20 protein-coding genes are annotated in these 23,457 nt (G+C 65.3%); 6 read left to right on the top strand and 14 right to left on the bottom strand.

Annotation, left to right across the window (positions count from 1 at the left end; translation table 11 throughout):
- The coding region (gene xseA / locus AS156_RS44080) for an exodeoxyribonuclease VII large subunit (protein WP_245312643.1) at positions 1-899 on the bottom strand (899 nt) is incomplete at its 3' end.
- A gap of 164 nt (positions 900-1,063) precedes the next feature.
- Between xseA and purD the strand changes: the two genes are divergently transcribed.
- Positions 1,064-2,347, top strand: coding sequence for a phosphoribosylamine--glycine ligase (gene purD / locus AS156_RS08280; RefSeq protein WP_066502487.1), 1,284 nt, complete (start codon positions 1,064-1,066; stop codon positions 2,345-2,347).
- A 94-nt stretch (positions 2,348-2,441) separates the two neighbouring features.
- Here purD and AS156_RS08275 read toward each other — a convergent pair whose 3' ends face one another.
- Complete coding sequence (locus AS156_RS08275) at positions 2,442-3,674, bottom strand: acyl-CoA dehydrogenase family protein (protein WP_066502481.1); 1,233 nt, start codon at positions 3,672-3,674, stop codon at positions 2,442-2,444.
- A gap of 120 nt (positions 3,675-3,794) precedes the next feature.
- Between AS156_RS08275 and AS156_RS08270 the strand changes: the two genes are divergently transcribed.
- Entirely contained in the window at positions 3,795-4,700 is a 906-nt protein-coding gene (locus AS156_RS08270) for an alpha/beta fold hydrolase (RefSeq protein ID WP_066502478.1), read from the top strand.
- Positions 4,701-5,002: 302 nt separating this feature from the next.
- Here the strand turns inward: AS156_RS08270 and AS156_RS08265 are convergent, their stop codons facing one another.
- On the bottom strand, positions 5,003-5,449 hold the full coding sequence (locus AS156_RS08265) for a nucleoside deaminase (RefSeq protein WP_245312610.1): 447 nt from the start codon (positions 5,447-5,449) through the stop codon (positions 5,003-5,005).
- A 141-nt stretch (positions 5,450-5,590) separates the two neighbouring features.
- Between AS156_RS08265 and AS156_RS08260 the strand changes: the two genes are divergently transcribed.
- Positions 5,591-7,639 (top strand): pseudouridine synthase, encoded by a 2,049-nt coding sequence (locus AS156_RS08260; protein WP_066502471.1) that lies wholly within the window; start codon positions 5,591-5,593, stop codon positions 7,637-7,639.
- 201 nt (positions 7,640-7,840) lie between these two features.
- Positions 7,841-8,404: a 16S rRNA (guanine(966)-N(2))-methyltransferase RsmD gene (gene rsmD, locus AS156_RS08255; protein WP_066502469.1), complete on the top strand. Its 564-nt coding sequence runs from the start codon at positions 7,841-7,843 to the stop codon at positions 8,402-8,404.
- Between the two features lie 147 nt (positions 8,405-8,551).
- Here the strand turns inward: rsmD and mutL are convergent, their stop codons facing one another.
- Positions 8,552-10,372, bottom strand: coding sequence for a DNA mismatch repair endonuclease MutL (gene mutL, locus AS156_RS08250; RefSeq protein ID WP_066502463.1), 1,821 nt, complete (start codon positions 10,370-10,372; stop codon positions 8,552-8,554).
- A 230-nt stretch (positions 10,373-10,602) separates the two neighbouring features.
- On the opposite strand from mutL, the gene AS156_RS08245 reads away from it, so the two are divergent.
- On the top strand, positions 10,603-10,914 hold the full coding sequence (locus AS156_RS08245; RefSeq protein ID WP_066502461.1) for a ribbon-helix-helix domain-containing protein: 312 nt from the start codon (positions 10,603-10,605) through the stop codon (positions 10,912-10,914).
- An 87-nt stretch (positions 10,915-11,001) separates the two neighbouring features.
- On the opposite strand, the gene AS156_RS08240 is transcribed toward AS156_RS08245, so the two are convergent.
- The 4 genes from AS156_RS08240 to AS156_RS08225 are packed head-to-tail and all read right to left on the bottom strand — an operon-like array spanning position 11,002 to position 13,901.
- Positions 11,002-12,570 (bottom strand): GMC family oxidoreductase, encoded by a 1,569-nt coding sequence (locus tag AS156_RS08240; RefSeq protein ID WP_066502459.1) that lies wholly within the window; start codon positions 12,568-12,570, stop codon positions 11,002-11,004.
- 28 nt (positions 12,571-12,598) lie between these two features.
- Positions 12,599-13,147, bottom strand: a complete 549-nt coding sequence (locus AS156_RS08235; RefSeq protein ID WP_066502456.1) for a Twin-arginine translocation pathway signal — start codon at positions 13,145-13,147, stop codon at positions 12,599-12,601.
- Between the two features lie 37 nt (positions 13,148-13,184).
- Entirely contained in the window at positions 13,185-13,580 is a 396-nt protein-coding gene (locus AS156_RS08230; protein WP_066502449.1) for a VOC family protein, read from the bottom strand.
- Complete coding sequence (locus AS156_RS08225; protein WP_066502447.1) at positions 13,581-13,901, bottom strand: c-type cytochrome; 321 nt, start codon at positions 13,899-13,901, stop codon at positions 13,581-13,583.
- 398 nt (positions 13,902-14,299) lie between these two features.
- Between AS156_RS08225 and AS156_RS08220 the strand changes: the two genes are divergently transcribed.
- Positions 14,300-14,608 carry a hypothetical protein gene (locus AS156_RS08220; RefSeq protein WP_066502894.1) on the top strand — a complete coding sequence of 103 codons (309 nt, stop codon included), beginning with the start codon at positions 14,300-14,302 and terminating at the stop codon, positions 14,606-14,608.
- A 256-nt stretch (positions 14,609-14,864) separates the two neighbouring features.
- Here the strand turns inward: AS156_RS08220 and arfB are convergent, their stop codons facing one another.
- The 6 genes from arfB to ileS all read right to left on the bottom strand — a co-directional run bounded on the left by arfB (position 14,865) and on the right by ileS (position 23,038).
- Positions 14,865-15,281: an alternative ribosome rescue aminoacyl-tRNA hydrolase ArfB gene (gene arfB / locus AS156_RS08210; RefSeq protein ID WP_066502442.1), complete on the bottom strand. Its 417-nt coding sequence runs from the start codon at positions 15,279-15,281 to the stop codon at positions 14,865-14,867.
- 345 nt (positions 15,282-15,626) lie between these two features.
- Positions 15,627-16,997 (bottom strand): M16 family metallopeptidase, encoded by a 1,371-nt coding sequence (locus AS156_RS08205; RefSeq protein ID WP_066502436.1) that lies wholly within the window; start codon positions 16,995-16,997, stop codon positions 15,627-15,629.
- Complete coding sequence (locus AS156_RS08200; protein ID WP_201456011.1) at positions 16,994-18,385, bottom strand: M16 family metallopeptidase; 1,392 nt, start codon at positions 18,383-18,385, stop codon at positions 16,994-16,996. The genes AS156_RS08205 and AS156_RS08200 overlap by 4 nt, the downstream gene beginning before the upstream one ends.
- Before the next feature lie 152 nt (positions 18,386-18,537).
- On the bottom strand, positions 18,538-19,269 hold the full coding sequence (locus AS156_RS08195) for a hypothetical protein (protein WP_066502433.1): 732 nt from the start codon (positions 19,267-19,269) through the stop codon (positions 18,538-18,540).
- 103 nt (positions 19,270-19,372) lie between these two features.
- Complete coding sequence (gene lspA, locus AS156_RS08190; RefSeq protein ID WP_066502888.1) at positions 19,373-19,870, bottom strand: signal peptidase II; 498 nt, start codon at positions 19,868-19,870, stop codon at positions 19,373-19,375.
- Between the two features lie 165 nt (positions 19,871-20,035).
- Positions 20,036-23,038, bottom strand: a complete 3,003-nt coding sequence (gene ileS / locus AS156_RS08185) for an isoleucine--tRNA ligase (protein WP_066502430.1) — start codon at positions 23,036-23,038, stop codon at positions 20,036-20,038.
- Between the last annotated feature and the right edge of the window lie 419 nt (positions 23,039-23,457).

Genomic DNA, 23,457 nt, shown 5'->3' with positions numbered 1-23,457 from the left:
GCCTCCTGGCCGCGCTGCCAGCATACCATGACGCGGCGGGCGAGCGCGGTGACCTCGACGAACAGCTCGCTCCGCACCGGCACCGCCATTTCGGCGGCGGCCGTCGGCGTCGGGGCGCGCTTGTCGGCGACGAAATCGATCAGCGTGATATCGGTCTCGTGGCCGACCGCCGAGATCAGCGGAATGTGGCTGTCGGCTGCGGCGCGGACCACGATCTCCTCGTTGAACGACCAGAGGTCCTCCAGCGATCCGCCGCCGCGCGCGACGATCAAGAGATCGGGGCGCGGAATCCGTCCACCCTCGGGCAGCGCGTTAAAGCCGCGAATCGCCGCTGCGACCTGTTCTGCCGAGCCTTCGCCCTGGACCTTGACCGGCCAGACCAGCACGCGGCGGGGAAAGCGATCCTCGAGGCGATGCAGGATGTCGCGAATCACGGCGCCGGTCGGCGAGGTGACGACGCCGATCACTTCCGGCAGCCAGGGCAGCAGCTGCTTGCGCGCCTCGTCGAACAGGCCTTCGGCGGCGAGCTTCTTCTTGCGCTCCTCCATCAGCGCCATCAGCGCGCCGACGCCAGCCGGCTCCAGCGATTCGATGACGATCTGGTATTTCGACGAATTCGGATAGGTCGTGAGCTTGCCGGTCGCGATGACCTCGAGCCCTTCCTGCGGCTTGAAGCGCATCCGGGCGTGGGCGAACTTCCAGATCACCGCCTCGATCTTGGCGTTCTCGTCCTTCAGCGCGAAATAGCAGTGACCGGAGGAGTGCGGGCCGCGAAAACCGGAGATTTCGCCGCGGACGCGGACATGGCCAAACCGGTCCTCCACCGTCCGTTTCAGGGCCGAGGAGAGTTCCGAGACGGTGAATTCAGGCGCGTTGACGAGATTCGGAGCGGCGGTCATTTAACTAATAGAATCGGGGTTTTCGACCTCGTGTGCAAGGTCCGACCGCCCCATTTCAAGCGTCGAATCACATATCCACATCCGATCGAACCGCGCATTGCCGCGGTCCGGCGCCGTGCTAAACCGAACAAAATGGCCTTACAACCCCTCAATCGGCGATCCCTATGAACATTCTCCTGCTCGGTTCCGGCGGCCGCGAACATGCGCTGGCGTGGAAGATCGCAGCATCCCCGCTGGTGGCGAAACTCTGGTGCGCGCCGGGCAATGCTGGAATCGCGCGCGAGGCCGAGTGCGTCGCGCTCAATGTCGCCGACCACGCGGCGGTGATCGAATTCTGCAAGCGCAACGCGGTGGACCTGGTCGTGGTCGGGCCGGAGACGCCGCTCGCCGCCGGCATTGTCGACGATCTTGCCGCCGCGGGGATCAAGGCATTCGGGCCGCGCAAGCAGGCCGCGCAGCTCGAAGGCTCCAAGGGATTCACGAAGGATCTCTGCAGCGAGTTCAACATTCCGACCGGCGCCTATCGCCGCTTCGACAATGCCAACGACGCGCTCGCTTATGTCCGGGCGCAGGGCGCGCCGATCGTGGTCAAGGCCGACGGCCTTGCTGCCGGCAAAGGCGTCGTGGTCGCGATGACGCTGGCTGAGGCCGAGGCCGCGATCGCCATGATGTTCGAGGGCGCGTTCGGCTCGGCGGGCGCCGAGGTCGTGATCGAGGAGTATCTTGAGGGCCGCGAGATCAGCTTCTTCGCGCTGTGCGACGGCGACACCGCGATCCCCTTGGCGTCGGCGCAGGACCACAAGCGGGTGTTCGATCACGACGAGGGCCCGAACACCGGCGGCATGGGCGCCTATTCGCCGACACCGTTCGTGACGCCTGAGGTGCACGACCAGATCATGGCGCGGATCATCCTGCCGACGGTTGCCGGAATGAAGAGCCGCGGCATTCCGTTCAAGGGCGTGCTTTACGCCGGCGTGATGCTGACCGCACAGGGCCCGAAACTGTTCGAGTACAATGTCCGCTTCGGCGATCCCGAATGCCAGGTGCTGATGCTGCGGATGATGTCCGACATCGTGCCGGCGTTGCTGGCCGCCTGCGACGGGCAACTGAAGAACTTCGATCTGCGCTGGTATCCCGAGCCCGCGCTGACCGTGGTGATGGCGGCGAGGGGCTATCCCGGCGACTATGCCAAGGGCACGCGGATCGACGGGCTCGATGAGGCCGCCAAAGTCGAAGGCGTCGAGATCTTCCACGCCGGCACGGTGGCGAAGGACGGCGCTGTTCTCGCCAATGGCGGGCGCGTGCTGAATGTCTGCGCGATGGGCAAGACCGTGACCGAGGCGCGTGACCGCGCCTATCAGGCGGTCGATCGCATCAAATGGCCCGACGGCTTCTGCAGGCGGGATATCGCCTGGCAGGCGGTGGAGGCGGAAAAGGCGAAGGCCTAACCGCGTTGTCATTGCGAGGAGCGAAGCGACGAAACAATCCATCTATCCCCGTGTGGAGATATGGATTGCTTCGCTTCGCTCGCAATGACGGCGATTAAAGCAAATCCCCGCCCGCGGCGCTCGCGGTGGTGCCGTGCTCGCGGAACGCCTTGATGACGTTCTTGCCGATCTTCCACTTGTGCACCTCGTCCGGGCCGTCGACCAGCCGCTGCGAGCGCACCTGGGTGTACCATTTCGCGAGCGGCGTATCCTGGCTGAAGCCGAGCGCGCCGTGGAGCTGGATCGCGGTGTCGATCACCTTGTGCACCATGTGCGCATGGAAGATCTTCGCGATCGAGTTCTCCTGCCTGATATCGAGACCGTTCTCGGCCTTGTAGGCGATGTGCAGCAGCATCAGCCTGCCGATATAGAGTTCGCTCGCGCAGTCGGCGAGCATGAACTGCACGGCTTGCCGATCGGCCAACAGCTGGCCGAAGGTCGAGCGCTTGGTGACGTGGGCGACTGCCATGTCGAGCGCGCGCTGCGCCTTGGCGACGTTGTGCATGCCGTGGCGCAGGCGGCCGTAGGCGAGGCGGTGCTGGCCCATGTTGAAGCCGTTGCCCTCGCCGCCGAGCAGATTGTCGGCTGACACCTTCAGATCCTTGATCTCGATCTCGGAATGGCCGCCATGGATGACATCGTCATGCGGTCCCTCGATCGCCATGTTGGCGACGTTGCGCTTGATGCGGTAGCCGGGGTTCGGCAGCTCGACGATGAAGGTCGAATATTGCTTGTGGCGCGGCGCGTTCGGATCGGTCTTGGCCATCACCAGCGCCATGTCGGCGACGCTCGCCGACGAGGAGAACCACTTCTCGCCGTTGAGGATGTAGTTCTCGTTGCCGTCCTTCACGGCCGTGGTCTGCATGCCGGTCGCGTCGGCGCCGGCTGCTTTCTCCGTCATCGAGAAGCAGATGCGCTTCTCGCCGTTCAGCAGCGGCTTGAGGAACTTCTCCTTCTGATACTCGGTCCCGTGCGCCAGGATCGTCATCATCGAGGCGTCGTCGGGGCCCTGCGTGTTCAACGCGAGCGCGCCGAGCATGCTTTCGCCGAGCTCCATCTGCACCAGCGCATTCGCCAGCGGGCCGAGCCCCATACCGCCATACTCCCTCGGCACGAACGGGCACCACAGGCCTTGCGCGCGGGCCTTCTTGCGCAGCGGACCGAGCACGTCGGCAAGCGGCTTGGTATCGAGTTCCTTCTCCGCGGGAATGCACTCGTCGTGCACGAATTTGCGAACCTTCTCGCGGATCGCCTTGGCTTCGGCCGGAATCTCGAAATCTATCGACATGGCACTTCCTCGCTTCGTGTTGTTGTTGCTTGGGCTCGGGGATGGCATAAACCCCGCTCGAGCCAGCGGCAACGCCGAACAAAGTTTGAAGCAGGGCGCCGCGAAGGGAAGGAGCCACCGATGCCTGATCTCGCTGATCTTTTTCCCGGCTATGCCTCCGAATGGATCAACACCTCGCAGGGCCGCATCTTCGCTCGCGTCGGCGGCAAGGGGCCGCCGTTGTTGCTGCTGCACGGGTTCTCGTCGACCCATGTGATGTGGCACGAGGTTGCGCCCAAGCTCGATGACAAATTCACACTGATCATCGCCGACCTGCCGGGCTACGGCTGGTCGTATATGCCTGACAGCGACGCGAACCATACGCCCTACACCAAGCGCGCCATGGCCAGGACCATGATCGAGGCGATGGAGAAGCTCGGTCACGTGCATTTCGCGCTCGCCGGCCACGATCGCGGCGGCCGCGTGTCGTACCGCCTGGCGCTCGATCATCCGGGCCGGCTTTCGAAGCTCGCGGTGCTCGATATCGCGCCGACCTATGATTACTGGCAGAAACTGAACCGGCTGTCCGCGCTGAAGATCTATCACTGGGCCTTCCTGGCGCAGCCCTATCCGCTGCCGGAGACGCTGATCTCGGGCCAGGGCGAGTTCTTCCTGAAGGAGAAGATGGCGAGCCAGACCAAGAGCAAGACGCTCGATGCCATCGACCCGCGGGCGCTGGAGCATTACCTCGCGCCGTTCCGCGATCCCTCGCGCATCCATGCGATGTGCGAGGATTATCGCGCCGGCGCCTATGCCGACTACGAGATCGACAAGGCCGATGTCGATGCGGGCAAGAAGATCACGATCCCGATGCTGGCCCTGTGGGGCGATGCGGGCGTGGCCAGCGCCGCGACCACGCCGCTCGACACCTGGAAGAGGTGGGCGACCAATGTGAGCGGCGCGCCGGTGGACTCCGGGCATTTTCTCACCGAGGAAGCGCCCGATGCGACCGCGAAGCTGCTGCGGGAGTTTTTCCTGGCGGGGTAGCTCTTTTCCTGCACCGTCATCCCCGCGCAAAGGCTCGCCTTTGTCGCTGGAGGTGCTCGCCTCTTCGGCGAGCCTCGAAGGATGCACGGCCCGGCTGCGGCCGATTCATCCTTCGAGGCTCGCAAGCGCTCGCACCTCAGGATGACGGGGATAGCTTTGTTGCGCGGCGAACTGCGTAGCTCGGATGAAGCGAAGCGAAATCCGGGACGATCTCCGCGGAGGGATTTCGCCAGATTGCGCGGAGCCTGTCATCGGGCGCGCGTTCGCGCGACCCGTTGGCTCCATCCGGGCTACGGGCGCCCCTACCGCCGTGCCTTGAAAAAATCCTTCAGCAGCGTCGCCGCCTCGGTCTCGCCGACGGCGCCATAGACCTCCGGCACGTGGTGGCAGGTCGGCTGCGCGAAGAAGCGCACGCCTGACTCGACGGCGCCTCCCTTGGGGTCGGCGGCTCCGTAATAGAGCCGGCGGATACGGGCAAAGGAGATCGCGGCCGCGCACATGGTGCAGGGCTCGAGGGTGACGTAGAGGTCGCAATCGACCAGCCGCTCGGTGCCGATCGCCTCCGCAGCCTGCCGGATAGCCAAGATTTCGGCATGGGCGGTGGGGTCGCGGTCGATCAGGGTCCGGTTGCCGGCCTTGGCGATCACCTCATTGTCCCGCACAATCACGCATCCGATCGGAACTTCGCCCGACTTTCCGGCATTTTCGGCGGTTTCAAGCGCCAAATCCATGAAAGAAGGGGCCGACATGCCTCGTATCATCGGAAGAAACCTGCTAGTAGCGTCGCCTTCAGCAAAAGTGGATACCGGTTTTGCACCAGTCGCGCCCTAAATGGTGCGCGTATCGCCGGTTGCCCTGCGCACCAGTTGAACCTTCAGGCGAGATTATTCATGCCCCGCGACAGCGACAAACACAACGATTCCCCGCGCGGCCGGCGTGACCGGGGTGGGCCCGGCAAGGGCCGCCCTGGAGGCCGCGGCGGATCGGACAAGCCGTTCGGCAAGCGCAGCTTCGGCGGCAGGGGCGATCGCGACAAGCGCTCCTTCGGCGACAAGGGGGAGGGACGCTCGTTCCGCCGCCGCGAAGACGGTGATGCACCGCGCCGCGACTATGGCGACCGGCCGCGCTTCAAGCGCGACGATCGGGGGCGCGATGACAGCGAGAAGCGTCCGTTCAAGCCGCGCGGCGAACGCCGTGATTTTGACCGCGATGATCGTGCCCCGCGCGGCGACCGCGGTGGGCGGCCCGCCGGACGCTTCTCCGACAAGAAGTTCAGCGACAAGCGTCCCTATGGCGATCGCGACCGGGAAAAGCGTCCCTATACGCCGCGTGGTGAGCGCGATGGCGAGAAGCGCTCCTACGCCCCGCGCGGCGAGCGGGCGGAGCGCAAGTTCGACGACAGGAAGTTCTCGCGCGGTGACCGCGACAAGCGCTCGTTCGGCGACAAGGGCGAAGGCCGCCCGTTCCGTCGCCGCGAGGATGGCGATGCACCGCGTCGCGATTTCAGCGATCGGTCGCGCTTCAAGCGCGATCGGGAATTCGAGGGTCGCGATCGGAGCGACGAGAAGCCCTGGCAGAAGCGCGAACGTATGCCGCGCGATGACCGCGGCGGCGAGCGGCCGCGCTTTTCGCGCTCCCGCGACGATCGCGAGCAGGGCGACCGTCCGTTCCGCGAGCGGCCGAAGTTCAGCCGGCCGCGCTGGGATCGCAAGGGCGACTCCGGGGATCGCGAAGATGAAGGTGGTGACCGTCGCGACAATCGCCGCCGCGAACGGCCGGAAGGCCGCATGGACTGGCAGGAACATCCGCGCAGCGAAGGGCGCTTCTCCGACCGTCCGCGCCGCGACAATGAGGACGACAGCAAGGTCTTCGCGAAGCGCCCGGCCTTCGGCGGCCGTGGCGCCTACCGTGAGCGCTCTTACGATGATCGGCGTCCCCGTCCCGAGCCGAAGCCGAAGAAATCCGGCGAGCGCATCGCGAAGGTGCTGGCGCGCGCCGGTCTCGCCTCGCGCCGCGACGCCGAGGAGATGGTGACGCAAGGCCGCGTGACCGTGAACGGGCGCGTGATCAATTCGCCGGCGCTCGATGTTACCGCCAACGACGTCGTGGCCGTGGACGGCGCGCCATTGCCGCCGCGCGAGCGGACGCGGCTGTTCATGTATCACAAGCCGCGCGGGCTGATGACGACGCATGCCGATCCGGAAGGGCGGCCGACCGTGTTCGACAATCTGCCGGAAGGCCTGCCGCGGCTGATCTCGGTCGGCCGGCTCGATTTCAACACCGAGGGCCTGCTGCTGCTGACCAATGACGGCGGCCTCGCGCGGACGCTCGAGCTGCCCGACACCGGATGGCTGCGGCGCTATCGGGTGCGCGCGCATGGCGAAGTGACGCAGGCGCAGCTCGACGAGCTGAAGAAGGGCGTCGAGGTCGACGGCGTCAAATACGGCCCGATCGATGCGACGCTGGAGCGCGACCAGGGCGCCAACGTCTGGGTGGTGTTCGCGATCCGCGAAGGCAAGAACCGCGAGGTGCGCAACGTGATGGCGCATCTCGGCCTGGAGGTGAACCGGCTGATCCGGGTGTCCTACGGGCCGTTCCAGCTCGGCGAGCTCGAGGAGGGCAAAGTCGAGGAGGTCAAGACCCGCGTGTTGCGCGAGCAGCTCGGCGAGAAGGTCGCAAAACTTGCCGGCGCCGATTTCGCCCGGCCGGAGCAGCGCGAAGCCGGAGATGATGGCGACGCGCCGCGCGACAAGAAGCCGTTCAAGGCGAGCAAGCGCGAGTCGATCAGTGACCGCAAGGGCCGCCGCGTGCTGGTGCAGCGCACCGGCAGCGAGGAAGCCCGCGCCCGCAACGAGGAGGAGGCCAATGGTTACGGCCCGCCACGCCGTCCCAAGCGCGGCTATCACGGCAAGCGCGATCTGAAGCCGCGGGACGAGTAGGGCGTTCGCGATGATGGATCTGTCATCGTCATTCGCGGCGACGCGATCGATATTCTCTCCATTCCCTCCCTCCTTGTGGGGGAGGGTCAGGGAGGGGGGTGCCGCACGGGCAGACCACCCGTGGGGCACCCCCTTCCCCAACCCCTCCCCACAAGGGGGAGGGGAGCCTACCGCTCGCGTGGCGAATTTCGGGGCACATTAATGCGCGTCGTTGGTGGGCGACTGAGGGGCCGCAATCTTGCCGCGCCGTCGGGCCGTGAGATCCGGCCGACCGCGGACCGGCTGCGCGAGTCCGTGTTCAACATCCTCATTCACGCCTACGACAATCCGATCGAGGATGCGCGCGTGCTCGATCTGTTTGCAGGCACCGGCGCGCTTGGCATCGAGGCCGTGTCGCGCGGGGCGAAGTTCACGCTGTTCGTCGACAATGGCGCGGAGGCGCGTGCGCTGTTGCGCAACAATGTGGAGTCGCTGGGGCTCGGCGGCGTGACAAAAGTCTATCGTCGCGACGCCACCGATCTCGGTTCGGCGCACCCCGTCGAGCCGTTCTCGCTGGTGTTCCTCGACCCGCCCTATGGCAAGGGGCTTGCGGACAAGGCGCTGGCCTCGCTGCGCGACGGCGGCTGGCTGACGCCGGGCGCACTGCTGGTGGTCGAGGAGGCGAAGGCTGCGGCCTTTGCAGCGCCCGAGGGCTTCGAAGAGCTCGAGCGGCGCGCGTATGACGACACCGAGTTCGTGTTTTTGCGGGCTCTCGCCGCGAGTTAATCTGTCGTCCCTGCGAAAGCAGGGACCCATAACCACGAATGTGTGTTGTGTGAAGAGGCTGGGCCCCAGCTTTGATCGACAGATTCACCGGTGGTTATGGGTCCCGGGTCGCGCTTCGCTTGCCCGGGACGACGAAGATGAGGGGCGCTACCTTCGCCCGAACAGCTTCTCGATATCGGTGAGCTTCAACTCGACATAGGTCGGGCGGCCGTGGTTGCACTGGCCCGAGTTCGGCGTGTCTTCCATCTCGCGGAGCAGCGCGTTCATCTCTTCCGGCTTGAGGCGCCGGCCGGCGCGGACCGAGCCATGGCAGGCCATGGTGGCGGCGACATGCATCAGGCGGCGCTCGAGCGGCAGCGCCTCGTCCCACTCCGCCATGTGCTCGGCGAGATCGCGCAACAGGCCGGCCGCATTGGCCTTGCCGAGCAGCGAGGGTGTTTCGCGCACGGCGACCGCGCCGGGACCGAAGGACTCGATCGCAAGTCCGAACGACGCCAGCTCCTCGGCGCGATCGAGCAGCCTCTCGACGGTGGCCTCGTCGAGCTCGACGATTTCGGGGATCAGCAGGATCTGCCGTTGCACGCCGTCCTTCGCAAGCGAGGCCTTCAGCTTCTCATAGACGATGCGCTCATGGGCGGCGTGCTGATCCACCACGATCAGCCCGTCGCGGGTCTGCGAGACGATATAGGTCTCGTGAATCTGGGTGCGCGCGGCGCCGAGCGGACGGTCGAGCAGATCGGACGCCGGCGCCGCTTCGAAGCGCACATCGGCGGTCGGCGTTCCGACGTCGAAGGCGGCCTGTCTCGGTTCGGCGAAGGCGGTCGCGGCTGCGCCATCGAACGAGCGCATTGGATCGACCGGAAATGACGGCGAAGAGCGCCAGTCCCAATTGCCGGGGCGGGGCGACGGCGTGATGGCCGGGCGGAAGGCCTGCAAGGTCGCGCCGTCGGCGGTGTTGGCTGCGGTGCGCCTGCCTTCGCGCGCAAGGCCATCCTTCAGCGCGTGCACGATCAACGCCCGGACCAGACCGGCATTGCGAAAGCGCACCTCGGTCTTGGCCGGATGCACGTTGGCGTCGACGCCCTCGGGGTCGCAGGTCACGAACAGCGCGACGACCGGGTGGCGGTCGCGCGGCAGATAATCCGAATAGGCGGCGCGCACCGCGCCGAGGATCAGCTTGTCGCGGACCGGGCGGCCGTTGACGAACAGATATTGGCCGAGCGCATTGGCGCGGGTCAGCGACGGCGCGGCGGCAAAGCCCTCGACCACGACGCCTTCGCGCTCGGAGCGCACCTCGATGGCAGAGCCGCGGAAGTCGGCACCAAGGATGTCGCCGAGCCGCGTCAGCCGGCCCGCGGCGCCGGGCAATGCTGCGGCCCAGGTGACCGGCGCGCGCTCCTCGCCGGCCAGCGTGAACGCGACGTCGGGCCGCGCCATCGCCAGGCGCCGCACCACCTCGCGGATCGCTTCCGCTTCGGTGCGGTCGGTCTTGAGGAATTTCAGCCGCGCCGGCGTCGCGTAGAAGAGATCGTTGACCTCGACGCGGGTGCCCTGGCCGAGTGCAGCCGGCATGATCGGTGCCTTCCCGCCGCCTTCGACCGCGAGCGACCAGGCGTGCGGCTCGCTGGCATGGCGCGTGGTGATGCCGAGCTTTGCGACCGCGCCGATCGAGGGCAACGCCTCGCCGCGGAACCCGAGCGTCCGGATGCGCAGCAGGTCCTCGTCGTCGAGCTTGGAGGTCGCATGGCGATCGACCGCAAGCGCGAGATCATCGCGCGTCATGCCGCTTCCGTCGTCAGTGATGCCGATCCGGCGACGTCCGCCGCCATCGGTGAAGATGTCGATCCGGCTCGCGCCGGCGTCGATGGCGTTCTCGACCAGCTCCTTGACCACGCTCGCGGGGCGCTCCACCACCTCGCCGGCGGCGATGCGGTTGACGACCTGTTCGGGAAGCTGGCGGACGGGCATGGCGCGTTCAGGACAAGATTCGAGGCATTGGCGCCATTCTAGAGGGTCGTGCCGGCAAATGCATGGGGCGGGGCGCGAATGGCTGCCTTTAGCTGGGGATGGAGCCGGCCTATCGCCTTGAAGACGCTCATCTTCATCGGCCGCATTGGCTACGCCCTACGTGGTGATTGTGAGGCGTGAGGCGCAGGTATATCGTTTAGAAAAAATATAATCTGACTGGGAGGATAGCCATGTGCCATTTGTTCTCGCACCAGCCGCAACGCAATTACGAATCGCAGACCCGGTCGCTGCGGATCGGCGGTCATTGCACCTCGATCCGGTTGGAAATGTCGTTCTGGGATACGCTCGAGGAGATCGCCGCGAAGGAGGGCATGAGCCTCGCGAAATTCCTCACCACGCTCTACGACGAAGTCCTCGACCATCACGGCGAGGTCAACAATTTCGCATCGCTATTGCGCTGCTGCTGCCTGATCTATCGCTCGCAGAGCGCAACGGCGGTCCCCGAATTTCAGAGCCAGCCCATTCTCGACGCCGCCGAGTAGGATTTCGGATCTACCACGCGAAAAGAACGGCCTTGTCCGTGCAGGACAAGGCCGTTTGAGTTCAGAGGGAATTCGAAAACGCTCTCGCTAGATCTCCTTGCGCTGCATCGCGCCCGCAATGGTGTCGGCTTGCCGGATCGCCAGCGACACGATCGTCAGTGTCGGATTGCAGGCCGCGCCCGAGGTGAACTGGCTGCCGTCCGAGACGAACAGGTTCTTGATGTCGTGGGTCTGGCCGAACTTGTTGACCACGCCGTCACGCGGCTTCTCGCTCATCCGGTTGGTGCCCATGTTGTGGGTCGAGGGATAAGGCGGGGTCGGATAGGTCACGGTGGCGCCGACCGCCTCGTAGACGGCGGCGCCCTGCTTGTAGGCGTGCTCGCGCATCGCAACGTCGTTCGGATGATCGTCGAAATGCACGCTCGCGACCGGCATGCCGAACTTGTCCTTGATTGTCGGATCGAGCGTGACGCGGTTGGTCTCCCGCGGCATGTCTTCGCCGACCAGCCACATGCCTGCCATCCGTGAATAGCCGTCCATCGCACTGGTGAAGCTGCGTCCCCAGGCGCCGGGATTGAGGAACGCGGCCATGAACGGCAGGCCGAGCGACAGCGTCTCCATCTCGTAGCCGCCGACGAAGCCGCGCTTCGGATCGTTCTTCGCCTCGTCGCGGATGATGCCGGCCATGGTGGTGCCGCGATACATGTGCACCGACTTCTCGAAGACCGCATACACGCTGCCGGTCATGTGCCGCATATAGTTGCGGCCGACCTGGCCGGACGAGTTGGCAAGGCCGTCCGGGAACATGCTGGACGCGCTGTTGAGCAACAGCCGCGGGCTTTCGATCGAGTTGCCGGCGACCGCGACCACGCGGGCCTTCTGGCGCTGCATCGCGCCTGTTGCGTCGGCATAGACCACGCCGGTCACCTTGCCGGATTGATCGTGCTCGATCTTGATCACCATGCTGCTCGGACGCACCTCGAGATTGCCGGTGGCTTCGCCCTTCGGAATCTCGGTGTAGAGCGTCGACCACTTGGCGCCGGACTTGCAGCCCTGGAAGCAGAAGCCGATCTGCTGGCAGGACCCGCGGCCGTCGCGCGGCTCGCTGTTGATCGCCATCCGTCCGGTGTGGACCTCCTTGTAGCCGAGCTTCTTCGCGCCGGCCTCCAGCACCTTGAAATTGTTGTTGCCGGGGAGTCCTGGGATGCCGTTGGTGCGCGTCACGCCCATCTTGTCTTCGGCCTTGGCGTAGTATGGCTCCATCTCGGCGAGCGTGATCGGCCAATCCAGCAGGTTGGCGCCGGGCATGTTGCCGTAGGCCGACTTGGTCTTGAACTCGTGCTCGTCGAAGCGCAGCGACGCGCCCGCCCAGTGAACGGTGGAGCCGCCGACCGCCTTCACGATCCAGGCCGGAATGTTCGGAAAGTCCTTGTGGACGCGCCAGGTTCCCGACGTCGTGCGCATGTCCGACCAGGCGAGCTGGCCGAAGCTCTCCCATTCATCATTGATGAAGTCCTGGTTTTCGATGCGCGGGCCGGCCTCCAGGATCACGACTTTGATGCCCTTCTGTGCCAATTCATTGCCGAGCGTTCCGCCGCCGGCGCCCGAGCCGACGATCACGACAACGCCGCTGTCATTCAAATCGAATTTCGCCATGATATTCCTCCCGTTCGTCCCACGCGCTTCAAGCCTTCGGCAGCCAGTCGATGTCGGCGAAGCCGCGCTTGATGTAGCCGCCGTGCTCGGCGGAGGAGCCCTCGTAGCCGAACTTCGGCCAAACCTCCTTGTTGTTGTAGAGCGAGACGATGAGATCGCCGCGGATCTTCTGGAAGAAGTCGCTGTGCTCGATCCGCTGCAGCAGCGCGACGCGATCGCTCTCCCAGGCGACCTGCACGTAAGGCATCTTGTGGCTGTCGTTAGCTTCCTGGTCGAGCCTGGCGACGCCGTCATTTATCAGCGATTTCACGGCCGGGTCCTTGGCTGCTTTATCATCCCACGGCTTGATCGCGGTGACGTAGTAGCTGTCGGCGAGCATGTCGTGCGGGTAGATGTCGCGCGCCATCTTGAGCAGCGTCTTCAATGTGGCCGGCGCCAGCGTCGACGCCTCGTCAGCCCACGCATCGGTGATGCCAAGCCCGGTGCTGGTCGCGATCGCTACCGCCGGAGCGGTCGCGACTGCGCCTTTGAGAAAGACCCTGCGATCATATTTGCTGCGTCGATCGACTTCTCTCATGGGTTCCTCCGTGGATTTACATTGTTATGTTATGTGACTAGCCAAAGCGCCCGCCGCGCTGGATCACCTCGATCTTGTAGCCGTCGGGATCTGTGACGAAGAAGAAGCGCGCCAGCGTCTTGCCGTCATGCTTGAAGTCGCGGAGCGGCCCGGGCGACAGCTTCTCTTTCTCGAAGCGCTCATGCTCGGCATCGACGTCGTCGACGACAACGGCGAGATGGCCGTAGCCGTCGCCGAGCGCGTATGGTTCCTTGCGATCGAAATTGACCGTGAGCTCGACCTCGAAGGGCGAGGAGGGATGGCGCAGATAGATCAGCGCGAAATCGGGAAATCTCAGATTGTCCGCGATCTCGAGACCGAAGGCACGGTTGTAGAAGTCCAGCGATTTCGTCTCGTCGTAGACGCGGATCATCGAGTGCACGGGTTTCGCCATTCAGTTCAGCTCCTTCAGATAGGCGATGATCATGGCGCGGGTCTCGGGCTTGGCTTGCCGGTAGGCCATCACGGCGCCGGGGATCATCGCTTGCGGATTGGTCAGCCAGGCATCGAGCCTGGCCTCGTCCCAGACGAAGTCGGCGTTGGCGAAGCCCGCGGAATATTTGAAGCCGTCAGCCCTGCCGGCGTGGCGGCCGAGGACCCTGTAGAGCGATGGTCCCTGTCGGACGGGATCCGTGGTGTTGGTGGTGTGGCATGTCGCGCACTGCTGCTTGAACAGCGTCGGCCCATCGGGCGGCTTGGCGGCGGGCAGGGGCATTTGCGCCGCCGCGATTTGCACTGCAAGCAATGCGCTGCAAAATCCGAGCCCGATGATCCACCCCGAGTGCCGCATTGCCGTTGTTCCCGCGTGTCGTGCGGACTGTAGGGCGCGGCAAATCGGCGGTGGTAGTAGCGGGCTGTTTCACGAGAACAAAGCGCGGCGTGCTTGTCGATGAGACGACAAGAAGATGGCGGCCGCGAGGATCGCGCCGCATATGTGAAGCGCAATTCCGCGAAATGGCCGCGAAAACCCTGCACGATCTCCACACGACGCAGTTTGCATAGCGCACGCGTCGTTTGCGATATCGTCAATACGCGCAAGGAACGGGTGCGGCGCAGCAGACGGCGCCGGAAACCGCCGAACCGTTCCGCGCGAGCAAAATCCAGGAGCAATGGATGAAATTAGCGAAGACATTCGCAGTCGCATTTGCGGCGTCGGCACTTTTTGCCGGCTCAGCACTGGCACAGGGCATGTCGACCCAGAGCCAGACCGGCGCCGGCATGCAGCGCAGCCCCGGCGCGATGCAGGGCGCTCCGTCCGGTGCAGGTGCTGCCGACGAGGAAATGAACGCGCAGCCGGGTGCTGCGACCGAGAAGGGCGGTGTTGCCGCCAAGAGCGGCGCCCGCGGCACCGTCGGTGCAGGCACCGGCGCGCACAAGTCGACCGGGTCCGGAGCTGCGGCGCCGGGCACCAAGAAGTACTAGAGCGCTTGCGGTTCTGATCGAATCAGAACCGAAGCTCTAGATTCTTGTTTTGACGCGTTTTCTTCACGCGAACCGGTATCTACTTCGCTCGAAAACGCTCTGAAACATGATCCGGAAGTGTTTAGCGATCTTCTGACAAGATCTTGCCTGAGCACCAAGCTGAAGCGTGATGACGACCCATCCGGGTTGCATCACGCCTTGGCGCACGATGACCGGATGCAGCGTGCCTTGCGTGCGCTGCATCCGGGCGTGCCGTTCAATCGTCGAAGCTGCGCGACCGATGCGCCTTGATATCGCTGCGGCGCTTCTTGCCCTCGAGCCGGCGCTGCTTGGAGCCGAATGTCGGCTTGGTCGGTCGCCGTGGCGTCGGCCGCACCAGCGCCTCCTTCAACATCTCGACCAGCCGCTCGATTCCATCCGCGCGATTCCGCTCCTGCGTTCGGAAGCGAAACGCCTGGATCACGATCACGCCGTCCTTGGTCATGCGGCTGCCCGCCAGCCGCGCCAGTCGCTGCGCAGCGTCCGGCGGCAGCGCGATCTTGCGCGTGTCGAAGCGGAGCTGGGCTGCGGTCGAGACCTTGTTGACGTTTTGTCCGCCCGGACCGGAGGCGCGGACAAAAACGATCTCGATATCGTTCTCGTCGATTGAGAGGTCGCGGGAAACCCGCAGCATGGCATCACCAGGCGAGGAAGAATCGGCAGGCGCAGGATAGCGGGTTTGGGTTGCGCGCGCTTGTCGGTGTTGGGGCGGTGTCCGTGACGTCTGCGGCCGGAGCCCGCGGCTTACCCCTCTCCCCACCCTCGAGAGCAAGCTTCGCTCGCCTCGGACCCCCACAAGTGGGGAGGGAGCCCATCCGCCGATGCGTCCCTCACCTGTGGGCCTCAGGCCCAAGCATGAGACAAGCATGAGAGCCAGTCGTGTGCGCCGTGAGGTGAGCACGCCGCTCCGGCTCCCTCCCCCCTTGTGGGGGAGGGTGGGGAGAGGGGGGCCGCAATGGAAGCGTGCGTAGGAAGTTCGTCAGTTCGCCTTCAGCGGCGGCGTCACGGCGGCGGGCTGGGCGGCCGCCTGCGGGGCGCGGCCGACGATCACGGTGAGCAGGCCGTCGCCCCAAAGCTTCTTCGCGACCCGCTTGGTGTCCTCGAGCGTCACGGCGTCGACGATGGCGTTGCGCTTCTCGATGTAATCAATCGGCAGCTTGTCGAGCTGATACTGCAACAGTCCCTGCGCGAGCTTGGAAGAAGTGTCCAGCGCGAGCATCTGCGAGCCCTTCAGATAGGACTTCGCTTCGTCGAGCTCCTGCTGCGTCGGGCCGTCCTCGGCGATGCGGCGGATCTCGGCGTTGATCGCATCGACAGTCTCGCCGGCACGATCGGCGCGGGTGCCGGTGTTGCCGATGAACAGCGCGGAGTGATCCATCCAGATCAGCGCTTCATAGACCGAATAGGCCAGGCCGCGCTTCTCGCGCACCTCCTTGTACAGCCGCGACGACAGCCCGCCGCCGCCGAGGATGTGGTTCACCACATAGGCCGCCATGAAATCCGGATCGTGCCGGCGGATGCCGGGTCCGCCGAAGGTGACGACGGTCTGCGGCACGTCGAGCGGGACGAAGGCGCGCTGCGGCGGTTTGGTTGCCACCACATCGGGAACCGGCGTCAGCTCGGCCTTCGCGGGCAGGCCGCCGAAGGTCTTGTCGAGCAGCTTGCCGAGCGTGTCAGGATCGACGTCGCCGACCACGGCGATGCGCAACGTGTCCTTGGCGATGACGCGGCGGACGTAATCCTTCAGCTCCGAGATCTCGATCTTCGGCACGCTCTCGAGCGTGCCGGTCGCCGACCTGCCATAGGGATGGTCGCCGAATGCGACTTCGAGGAACTTGCGGCCGGCCAGCGAGGAAGGGTTGGTCGATTCACGGCGCAGGGTCGAGATCACCTGGGCGCGGATGCGTTCGACGTCGGTCGGCTCGAAGTGCGGCGAGGTCAGTGCCATCCGCAACAGGTCGTAGGCCTCGTCCTTGTTGTCCTTGAGCATGCGAAGCGAGCCGCGGAAGTGATCGCGTGTCGCCTGGAAGCTGAGCTCGATCGCGCGGCGGTCGAGCCGTTCGTGGTAGGTCTTGGAATCGAGATCACCGGAGCCTTCGTCGAGCAGGTCCGCGACCAGATTGCCGACGCCGGGCTTGGTCGGCGGATCCTGGCTTGCGCCGCCGCTGAAAGCATATTCCATCGCGATCAGGGGCACGGTCGCGTCCTGCACGAACCAGGCCCCGATGCCGCCGGGCGACACCACGCGCTGGATCTTGGCCGCAGCCTGCGAGGGCGCGGACGAAAGCGCCAGTATCGCAGTGCAAGCACTGCCGATCAGCGCCGCGCGGCGGGTGATGGAATAGGTCACGAGCGCTTCTCCTCGCGTTTCGGCGCAGTATCCTTGATCAGATAGCCGGTGACCGACCGTTTCTTGTCCAGCCATTTCGCCGCGGCGGCGCGCACCTGCTCGGCGGTGACGGCGCGGATGCGGTCCGGCCAGCTCCTGATGTCGTCGATGCTCAGCCCCGTGGTCAGGGCCCCGCCATACCAGCGCGCCAGCGTCGCCTGATTGTCCTGCGCGTAGATCGCTTCGGCGATGAGCTGGGTCTTGACCCGTTCGAGGTCCTCGGCCTTCGCGGTATTTTGCGAGAGGTCGGCGATCACCTTGTCGATCGCGTCCTCGATCTGCGCGAACTCGACGCCGGACTTCGGCGTCACCGAGATCGAGAACTGCGACGGGTCGAGCGCCGTGCCCTGGTAGCCCGCTCCCGCGCTGATCGCCAGGCCACGGTCGATCACCAGCGCGCGGTAAAGGTAGGAGTTGGCTCCGCCGCCCATCAATTGTGCGAGCACGTCGAGCGCGGCGCTTTCGCCGGCCGCTGCCGTCGTCGCTGACGGCACCAGGTAATAGCGGCGCAGGCCCGGCTGCTCGACGCGCGGATCCGACAGCGTGACGGTGCGCGGCGCCGCCGGCGTCGGCTCCTGCGGCCGGATGCGCTTCTCGGGGATCGCGTGCTGAGGCGGGATCGGGCCGAAATTCTTCTCGACCAGCGGGCGGACATCCTTGAGGTCGACATCGCCGGCGATCACGAGGATCGCATTGTTCGGGGCATAGAAGCGCTTGTAGAAGGCGAGCGCATCCTCGCGGTCGAGCTTTTCGATCTCCTGATGCCAGCCGATCACGGGGCGGCCGTAGGGATGGTTGAGATAGAGCGCGGCCATGATCTGCTCGGTCAACCGGGCGTCCGGATTGTTCGCAACGCGCATGTTGTATTCTTCGAGCACGACGTCGCGCTCCGGCAGCACGTTCTCGTCCTTCAGGATGAGGCCGGTCATGCGGTCGGCCTCGAACTCCATCATCGTGGCAAGCTGATCGCGCGGCACGCGCTGGAAGTAGCCGGTGTAGTCGTAAGAGGTGAATGCGTTCTCGTTGCCGCCGACCCGCAACACAGTCTGCGAGAACTCGCCCGCCGGGTGCTTGGCGGTGCCCTTGAACATCAGGTGCTCGAGGAAATGCGCGAGCCCGGACTTGCCTGGCGTCTCGTCGGCGGAGCCGACCTTGTACCAGATCATCTGCGTGACGACGGGCGTGCGGTGATCGGGGATCACCACAACCTGCAGGCCGTTATCGAGCGTGAAGCTGGCGGGACGTTCCGAGGTGACAGTGGTCTGGGCGCGGACGCTGCTACCTGGCAGCGAGATGGTGGAAACAAGCGCGGCGACGGCAAGGGCAATCGATCGGCGTGAGGGCATCATGGTCCTTATGGAAACCCGGACATACGGTCGGGGCGCGAAAGCACGGCATCGTACACGGGACTGCCCGTGCCGTTCGTCACGAAGCGGAGAGACGGAGGTCCCCCCGCATTAAGCTTTGCTCATGTCGGGCCCTGCCGGTGCCGGCTACGCAATTACTGGATCGGCTTTCCGGTCATAACGTCGTACTGGCCCTCTTTCCCCACCGGCTTCATCGGCCCCGTGCCATAGGCATAGCCCGATGATGGCGTCTGATAGCCCGGAGGTGGCTCGGTCAAAGAGTCGCGGGTCGGCTCGCCCTTGAACGGTTTGGACTCGCTGCTGTTGCCCTTGAAGATGCCGAGCAGGCCGCCATTGTAGCCGAGTTCATTCGGCATCAACGAGGGGTTCCGTGAAACGCCGGGCTCGACCGGTTCCTTGTTGCTGTCAACGGCCGTCTGCTGCTTGCGGCCCGCCTCGATCTCGGCCTGGGTCAGCGGCACGGCCTCCTGCCACGGTTCCTTCTTCTTCTCCTTCTTGCGGGCTGCGATCGCAGCCTTGCGCGCGGCGATATCGGGATCCTTCGGCCAGTTCGGTGCGGTGGCCTGGGCGGAGGAGGACGGCGGCGGCAAGGTCAGATTCGGCGGCACCACCAGCGGGGAGCGTTCGCGGTAGTCGATACCCTTGCTGGCAGCGCTCTTGGCGCCAAGGCCGGTCATCAGGTTGTCGATGATCCGTTCTTCGAAGGTCAGGCCATCGTCGCCATCGTCGTCATCATCACCGGCGCGCACGGGACCCGTCATCATGACAAGGCCGATTCCGGCGGCGACCAGCGCCAGATGCAGTCCGCGCAGCAGCGCCGGCCGGGACGTCTCGGTCAGGTCAATGCGGGCTTTGATGTTGCGCATAGCGCGTTCCCCATCTGAAAAATTCGGCAAGGCGATCACTGGCTTAGGCACAGTTCCGCTGCATGCTGCTTGTCTACCGCCGACCGGCTCGTATCAGCCGGGATCAGGGCGCTTTTGCGGCGGGTACCCCCAGGAGGGAATCATACAATAGCGCCGCCACCCCAGCAACGATGGCCACGTCCGCGAGGTTAAAGACGTACCACTGGAAGATTCTTTCGCCGATCTGGACGTGAAACAGGGCAAAATCGACCACCGCCCCATAGGCGAAGCGGTCGATCCCGTTACCGACGGCGCCGCCGATGATGAGACCAAGCGCCACAGTGGCGAGCCAGGTTCGCGACCGCGCCATCCAGACCGCCAGCGCGATCACCGCCGCGGCCTTGACCACCATCAGGATGATCTGGGCCGCCGGGCTCTCGCTCTGGAACCAGCCGAAGCTGATCCCGGGATTCCAGGCGAGGACCAGGTCGAAGAACGGCGTCACCGACACCGCGCCGTTGTGGGGGATGTCGAGCACGTGCAGCAGCCAGAGCTTCGAGGCCTGATCGGCGATCAGCGTCAGGATCGCCGCGAGCACGCCGGCGCGAACGGGAGGCGTCATCGGAGCCCCGCCAAAGGTGTCGTCCCGGCCGAGTGCGCCGTTGCGCACGGAGCCGGGACCCATACGCCGTGCCGGGTATTGTTTGAATGACTCGGGGTCATCAGCCTTCGTCCATTCTAGACAGCGGTGGTTATGGGTCCCGGCTTTCGCCGGGACGACGGAGAGTTAGGGGATGTCGCCCCTCAAAGCCTTCCACTCGCGCAGCGCCTGGGCGTCGCGCGGCGAGACGTCGGGATATTCAGGGTCCTCGCCAACATCAGGCAGGATCTTCCACGAGCGCGCGCATTTGGTGCCGACCGCCTTCTCGACCACCACTGCGACGCCCGGTACGGCGTCCAGACGGAAGGCACCGGCCGGCGCCTCGCCCTCGCGAACCTCATAGTTCGAGGTGATGCAGACTTCGGCGAGGTCGACGTCGAACAGCGTGGCCAGCGTCTCCCTGTCTGCAACGTAGATGATCGGCGAGGCCTCGAGCGACGAGCCGATCTTCTTGGCGGCGCGTTCGAGCTCGAGCGCACCGGTGACGACGCGGCGCACGTTGCGGATCGTCTCCCACTTCGCCGCAAGCCGGTCGTCGCGGAGTTGCTCGAGACCTTCAGGGAATTGAGTCAGGTGCACCGACGGTTCGGCCTTCGGCCGGTACATCCGCCAAGCCTCGTCGGTCGTGAAGCTCAGCACCGGCGCGATCCATTTCAGGATCGCATCGCACAGCATGTCGATCGTGGTCAGCGCCGCCTTGCGCGCCACCGAGGACGGCGGATCGCAATACAGCGTGTCCTTCCGGATATCGAAATAGAAGGCCGAGAGCTCGGCGTTCATGAAGGCGGAGAGGCTCGCGACCACGGTCTTGTAGTCGAATTCCGCATAGGCCTTGCGGACGATCTCGGCCTGGCCGGCAAGCTCGTGCAGCATCAGCCGCTCGAGCTCAGGCATGTCGGCATAGGCGACCTTCTCGGCCTGCTTGAAGTGATGCAGCGTGCCGAGCATCCAGCGGATGGTGTTGCGCAGCTTGCGATAGGTCTCGATGGTGTTCTTCAGGATTTCCGGGCCGATGCGCTGGTCGTCGGCATAGTCGGTGGCGCAGACCCAGAGGCGGAGGATATCAGCGCCCGAATCCTTGATCACCTTCTGCGGCTCGACGGTGTTGCCGAGCGACTTCGACATCTTGCGGCCGTTCTCGTCGAGCGTGAAGCCGTGGGTGAGCACGATGTCGTAAGGCGCCCGTCCGCGCGTGCCGGCACTCTCCAGCAGCGAGGAGTGGAACCAGCCGCGATGCTGGTCGCTTCCTTCCAGATACATCACGGTGTCGTTGCCGCCGTCGGCCTTGCGCACGATGTGGCCGAGCGTGGGGAAGTTCTGGCGGTCTTCCAGCACGAAGGCGTGCGTGGAGCCGGAGTCGAACCAGACGTCGCAGATGTCGTCGACCTTCTTCCAGTCCTCGCCGGCGCGATTGCCGAGGAAGCGCTCGCGGGCGCCGTCCATGTACCAGGCGTCGGCGCCTTCCTCCATGAAGGCTTCGGCGATGCGCTGGTTGACCAGCTCGTCCTGCAGGATCTCCGCCGAGCCGTCGGCCTTCTCGCGCACGAACACGGCGATCGGCACGCCCCAGGCGCGCTGGCGCGAGATCACCCAGTCCGGGCGGTTCGCGATCATGCCGTTGATGCGGTTCTCGCCGGCCGGCGGCACCCATTGCGTCACGGAAATGGCATGCAGCGCGCGGGCGCGCAGCGTGTCGCCCTTCTTCGCGTGGCCGCCCTCGGCGATGGGCTTGTCCATCGCGATGAACCATTGCGGCGTGTTGCGGAAGATCACCGGCTTCTTGGAGCGCCAGGAATGCGGATACTGGTGCTTCAGGCGGCCGCGCGCGAGCAGCTTGCCGGCCTCGATCAGCGCCTTGATCACGGCCTCGTTGGCATCGCCCTTTTCGCCCTTGTCGTTGATCACGCGCTTTCCGGTGAAGCCGGGGGCCTGCGCGGTGTAGGCGCCGTTCTCGTCGACCGTATAGGGGATCGCGGTCGGGATGCCGCGGGCGTCGAGCTCGCGGGTGTTGGCCATCCAGACGTCGAAGTCCTCGCGGCCATGGCTCGGCGCGGTGTGCACGAAGCCGGTACCGGTGTCGTCGGTGACGTGCTCGCCGGCGAGCAGCGGCACGGTGAATTCGTAGCCGCCGCCGAATCCACGCAGCGGATGGGCGCACTCGACGGCGTCGAGCGTGTCGCCCGGAATGTCGCGCACCTTTTCATAGGCCGTGACGCGTGCCTGCTTGAACACTTCTGTAGCGAGCGCATCCGCCAGGATCAGGAGATCGCCGGTCTTGGCCCAATTGTCCGCGGGCGCGTCCGTCACCTTGTAGAGGCCGTAGGCGATCTTCGGCGAGAACGAGATGGCGCGGTTGCCGGGCAGCGTCCAGGGCGTGGTGGTCCAGATCACGACGGAGGCACTGGCGAGCGCGCCATGCGCGGGCGAGGTGACCGGGAATTTCACCCAGACCATGTCCGAGGTGTAGTCCTCGTACTCGACCTCGGCCTCGGCCAGCGCGGTCTTCTCGACCACGCTCCACATCACGGGCTTGGAGCCGCGATAGAGCGTGCCGTTGGCGGCGAACTTCATCAGCTCGCGGGCGATCTGGGCCTCGGCCGGATAGCTCATCGTCAGGTAGGGATGGTCCCAGTCGCCGATGATGCCGAGCCGCTTGAATTCCTCGCGCTGCACGTTGATCCAGTGCGTCGCATAGGCGCGGCATTCCTTGCGGAACGCCACCATCGCGGTGGAGTCGCGGAAGTCGGGCTTCTGCTTGCCCTTGGAGCGGTAGTTCTCCTCCTCGATCTTCCATTCGATCGGCAGGCCGTGGCAGTCCCAGCCCGGCACATAGTTGGAGTCGAAGCCGAGCATCTGCTGGCTCTTGGTCACGACGTCCTTGAGGATCTTGTTCAGCGCGTGCCCGATATGGATGTTGCCGTTGGCATAGGGCGGGCCGTCATGCAGCACGAATTTGGCGCGGCCCTGGGCGCTCTGGCGCAGCCTGTCGTACAGGCCGATCTCGTTCCAGTATTTGAGCATTTCCGGCTCGCGCTGCGGCAGGCCGGCGCGCATCGGGAAATCCGTCTGCGGCAGATAGAGGGTTTTTGAATAGTCGGCAGTGTCGGTCTTTTGCGGCTTATCGGACATAAAGGCTCTGATTTGGCAGGTGCGGGCGCGGATACGCGATCAATCGCGGGTGCAACGACGAGGTCCCGGTCTTGCGCCGAGCCTTCAGGCTCAGGCGGAAGCCGGGCCGCTAATCCGTATGATGCGCCGCGAAAACATGGGGTTTCCATAGCAGCCGGAGGGGGAAATCGCAAAGCCCCCGGTGGCCGGCGGACTGTTCCGAGGGAGCGCTCCTGGAGCGGGGTGAAGTTGGGGTAAATCGGTTTGACCGCGGGTTCGGTCCGCCTCTCCCCGGCGGGGAGAGGTCGATTTGCGCAGCAAATCGGGTGAGGGGCCGCAGCTCCACCGAGAGACCTTAACCCCTCACCCGGCGCGGAGCCTGTGCTCGGACGGCGCGAAGCGCCGATCCGAGTGCGCCGACCTCTCCCAAGGGAGAGGTG

Origin of the sequence: Bradyrhizobium macuxiense (assembly GCF_001542415.1) — a bacterium.
Lineage (GTDB): Bacteria > Pseudomonadota > Alphaproteobacteria > Rhizobiales > Xanthobacteraceae > Bradyrhizobium > Bradyrhizobium macuxiense.
Note: the sequence above shows the minus strand (reverse complement) of the source record. Positions and strands in the feature narration are given on the sequence as shown.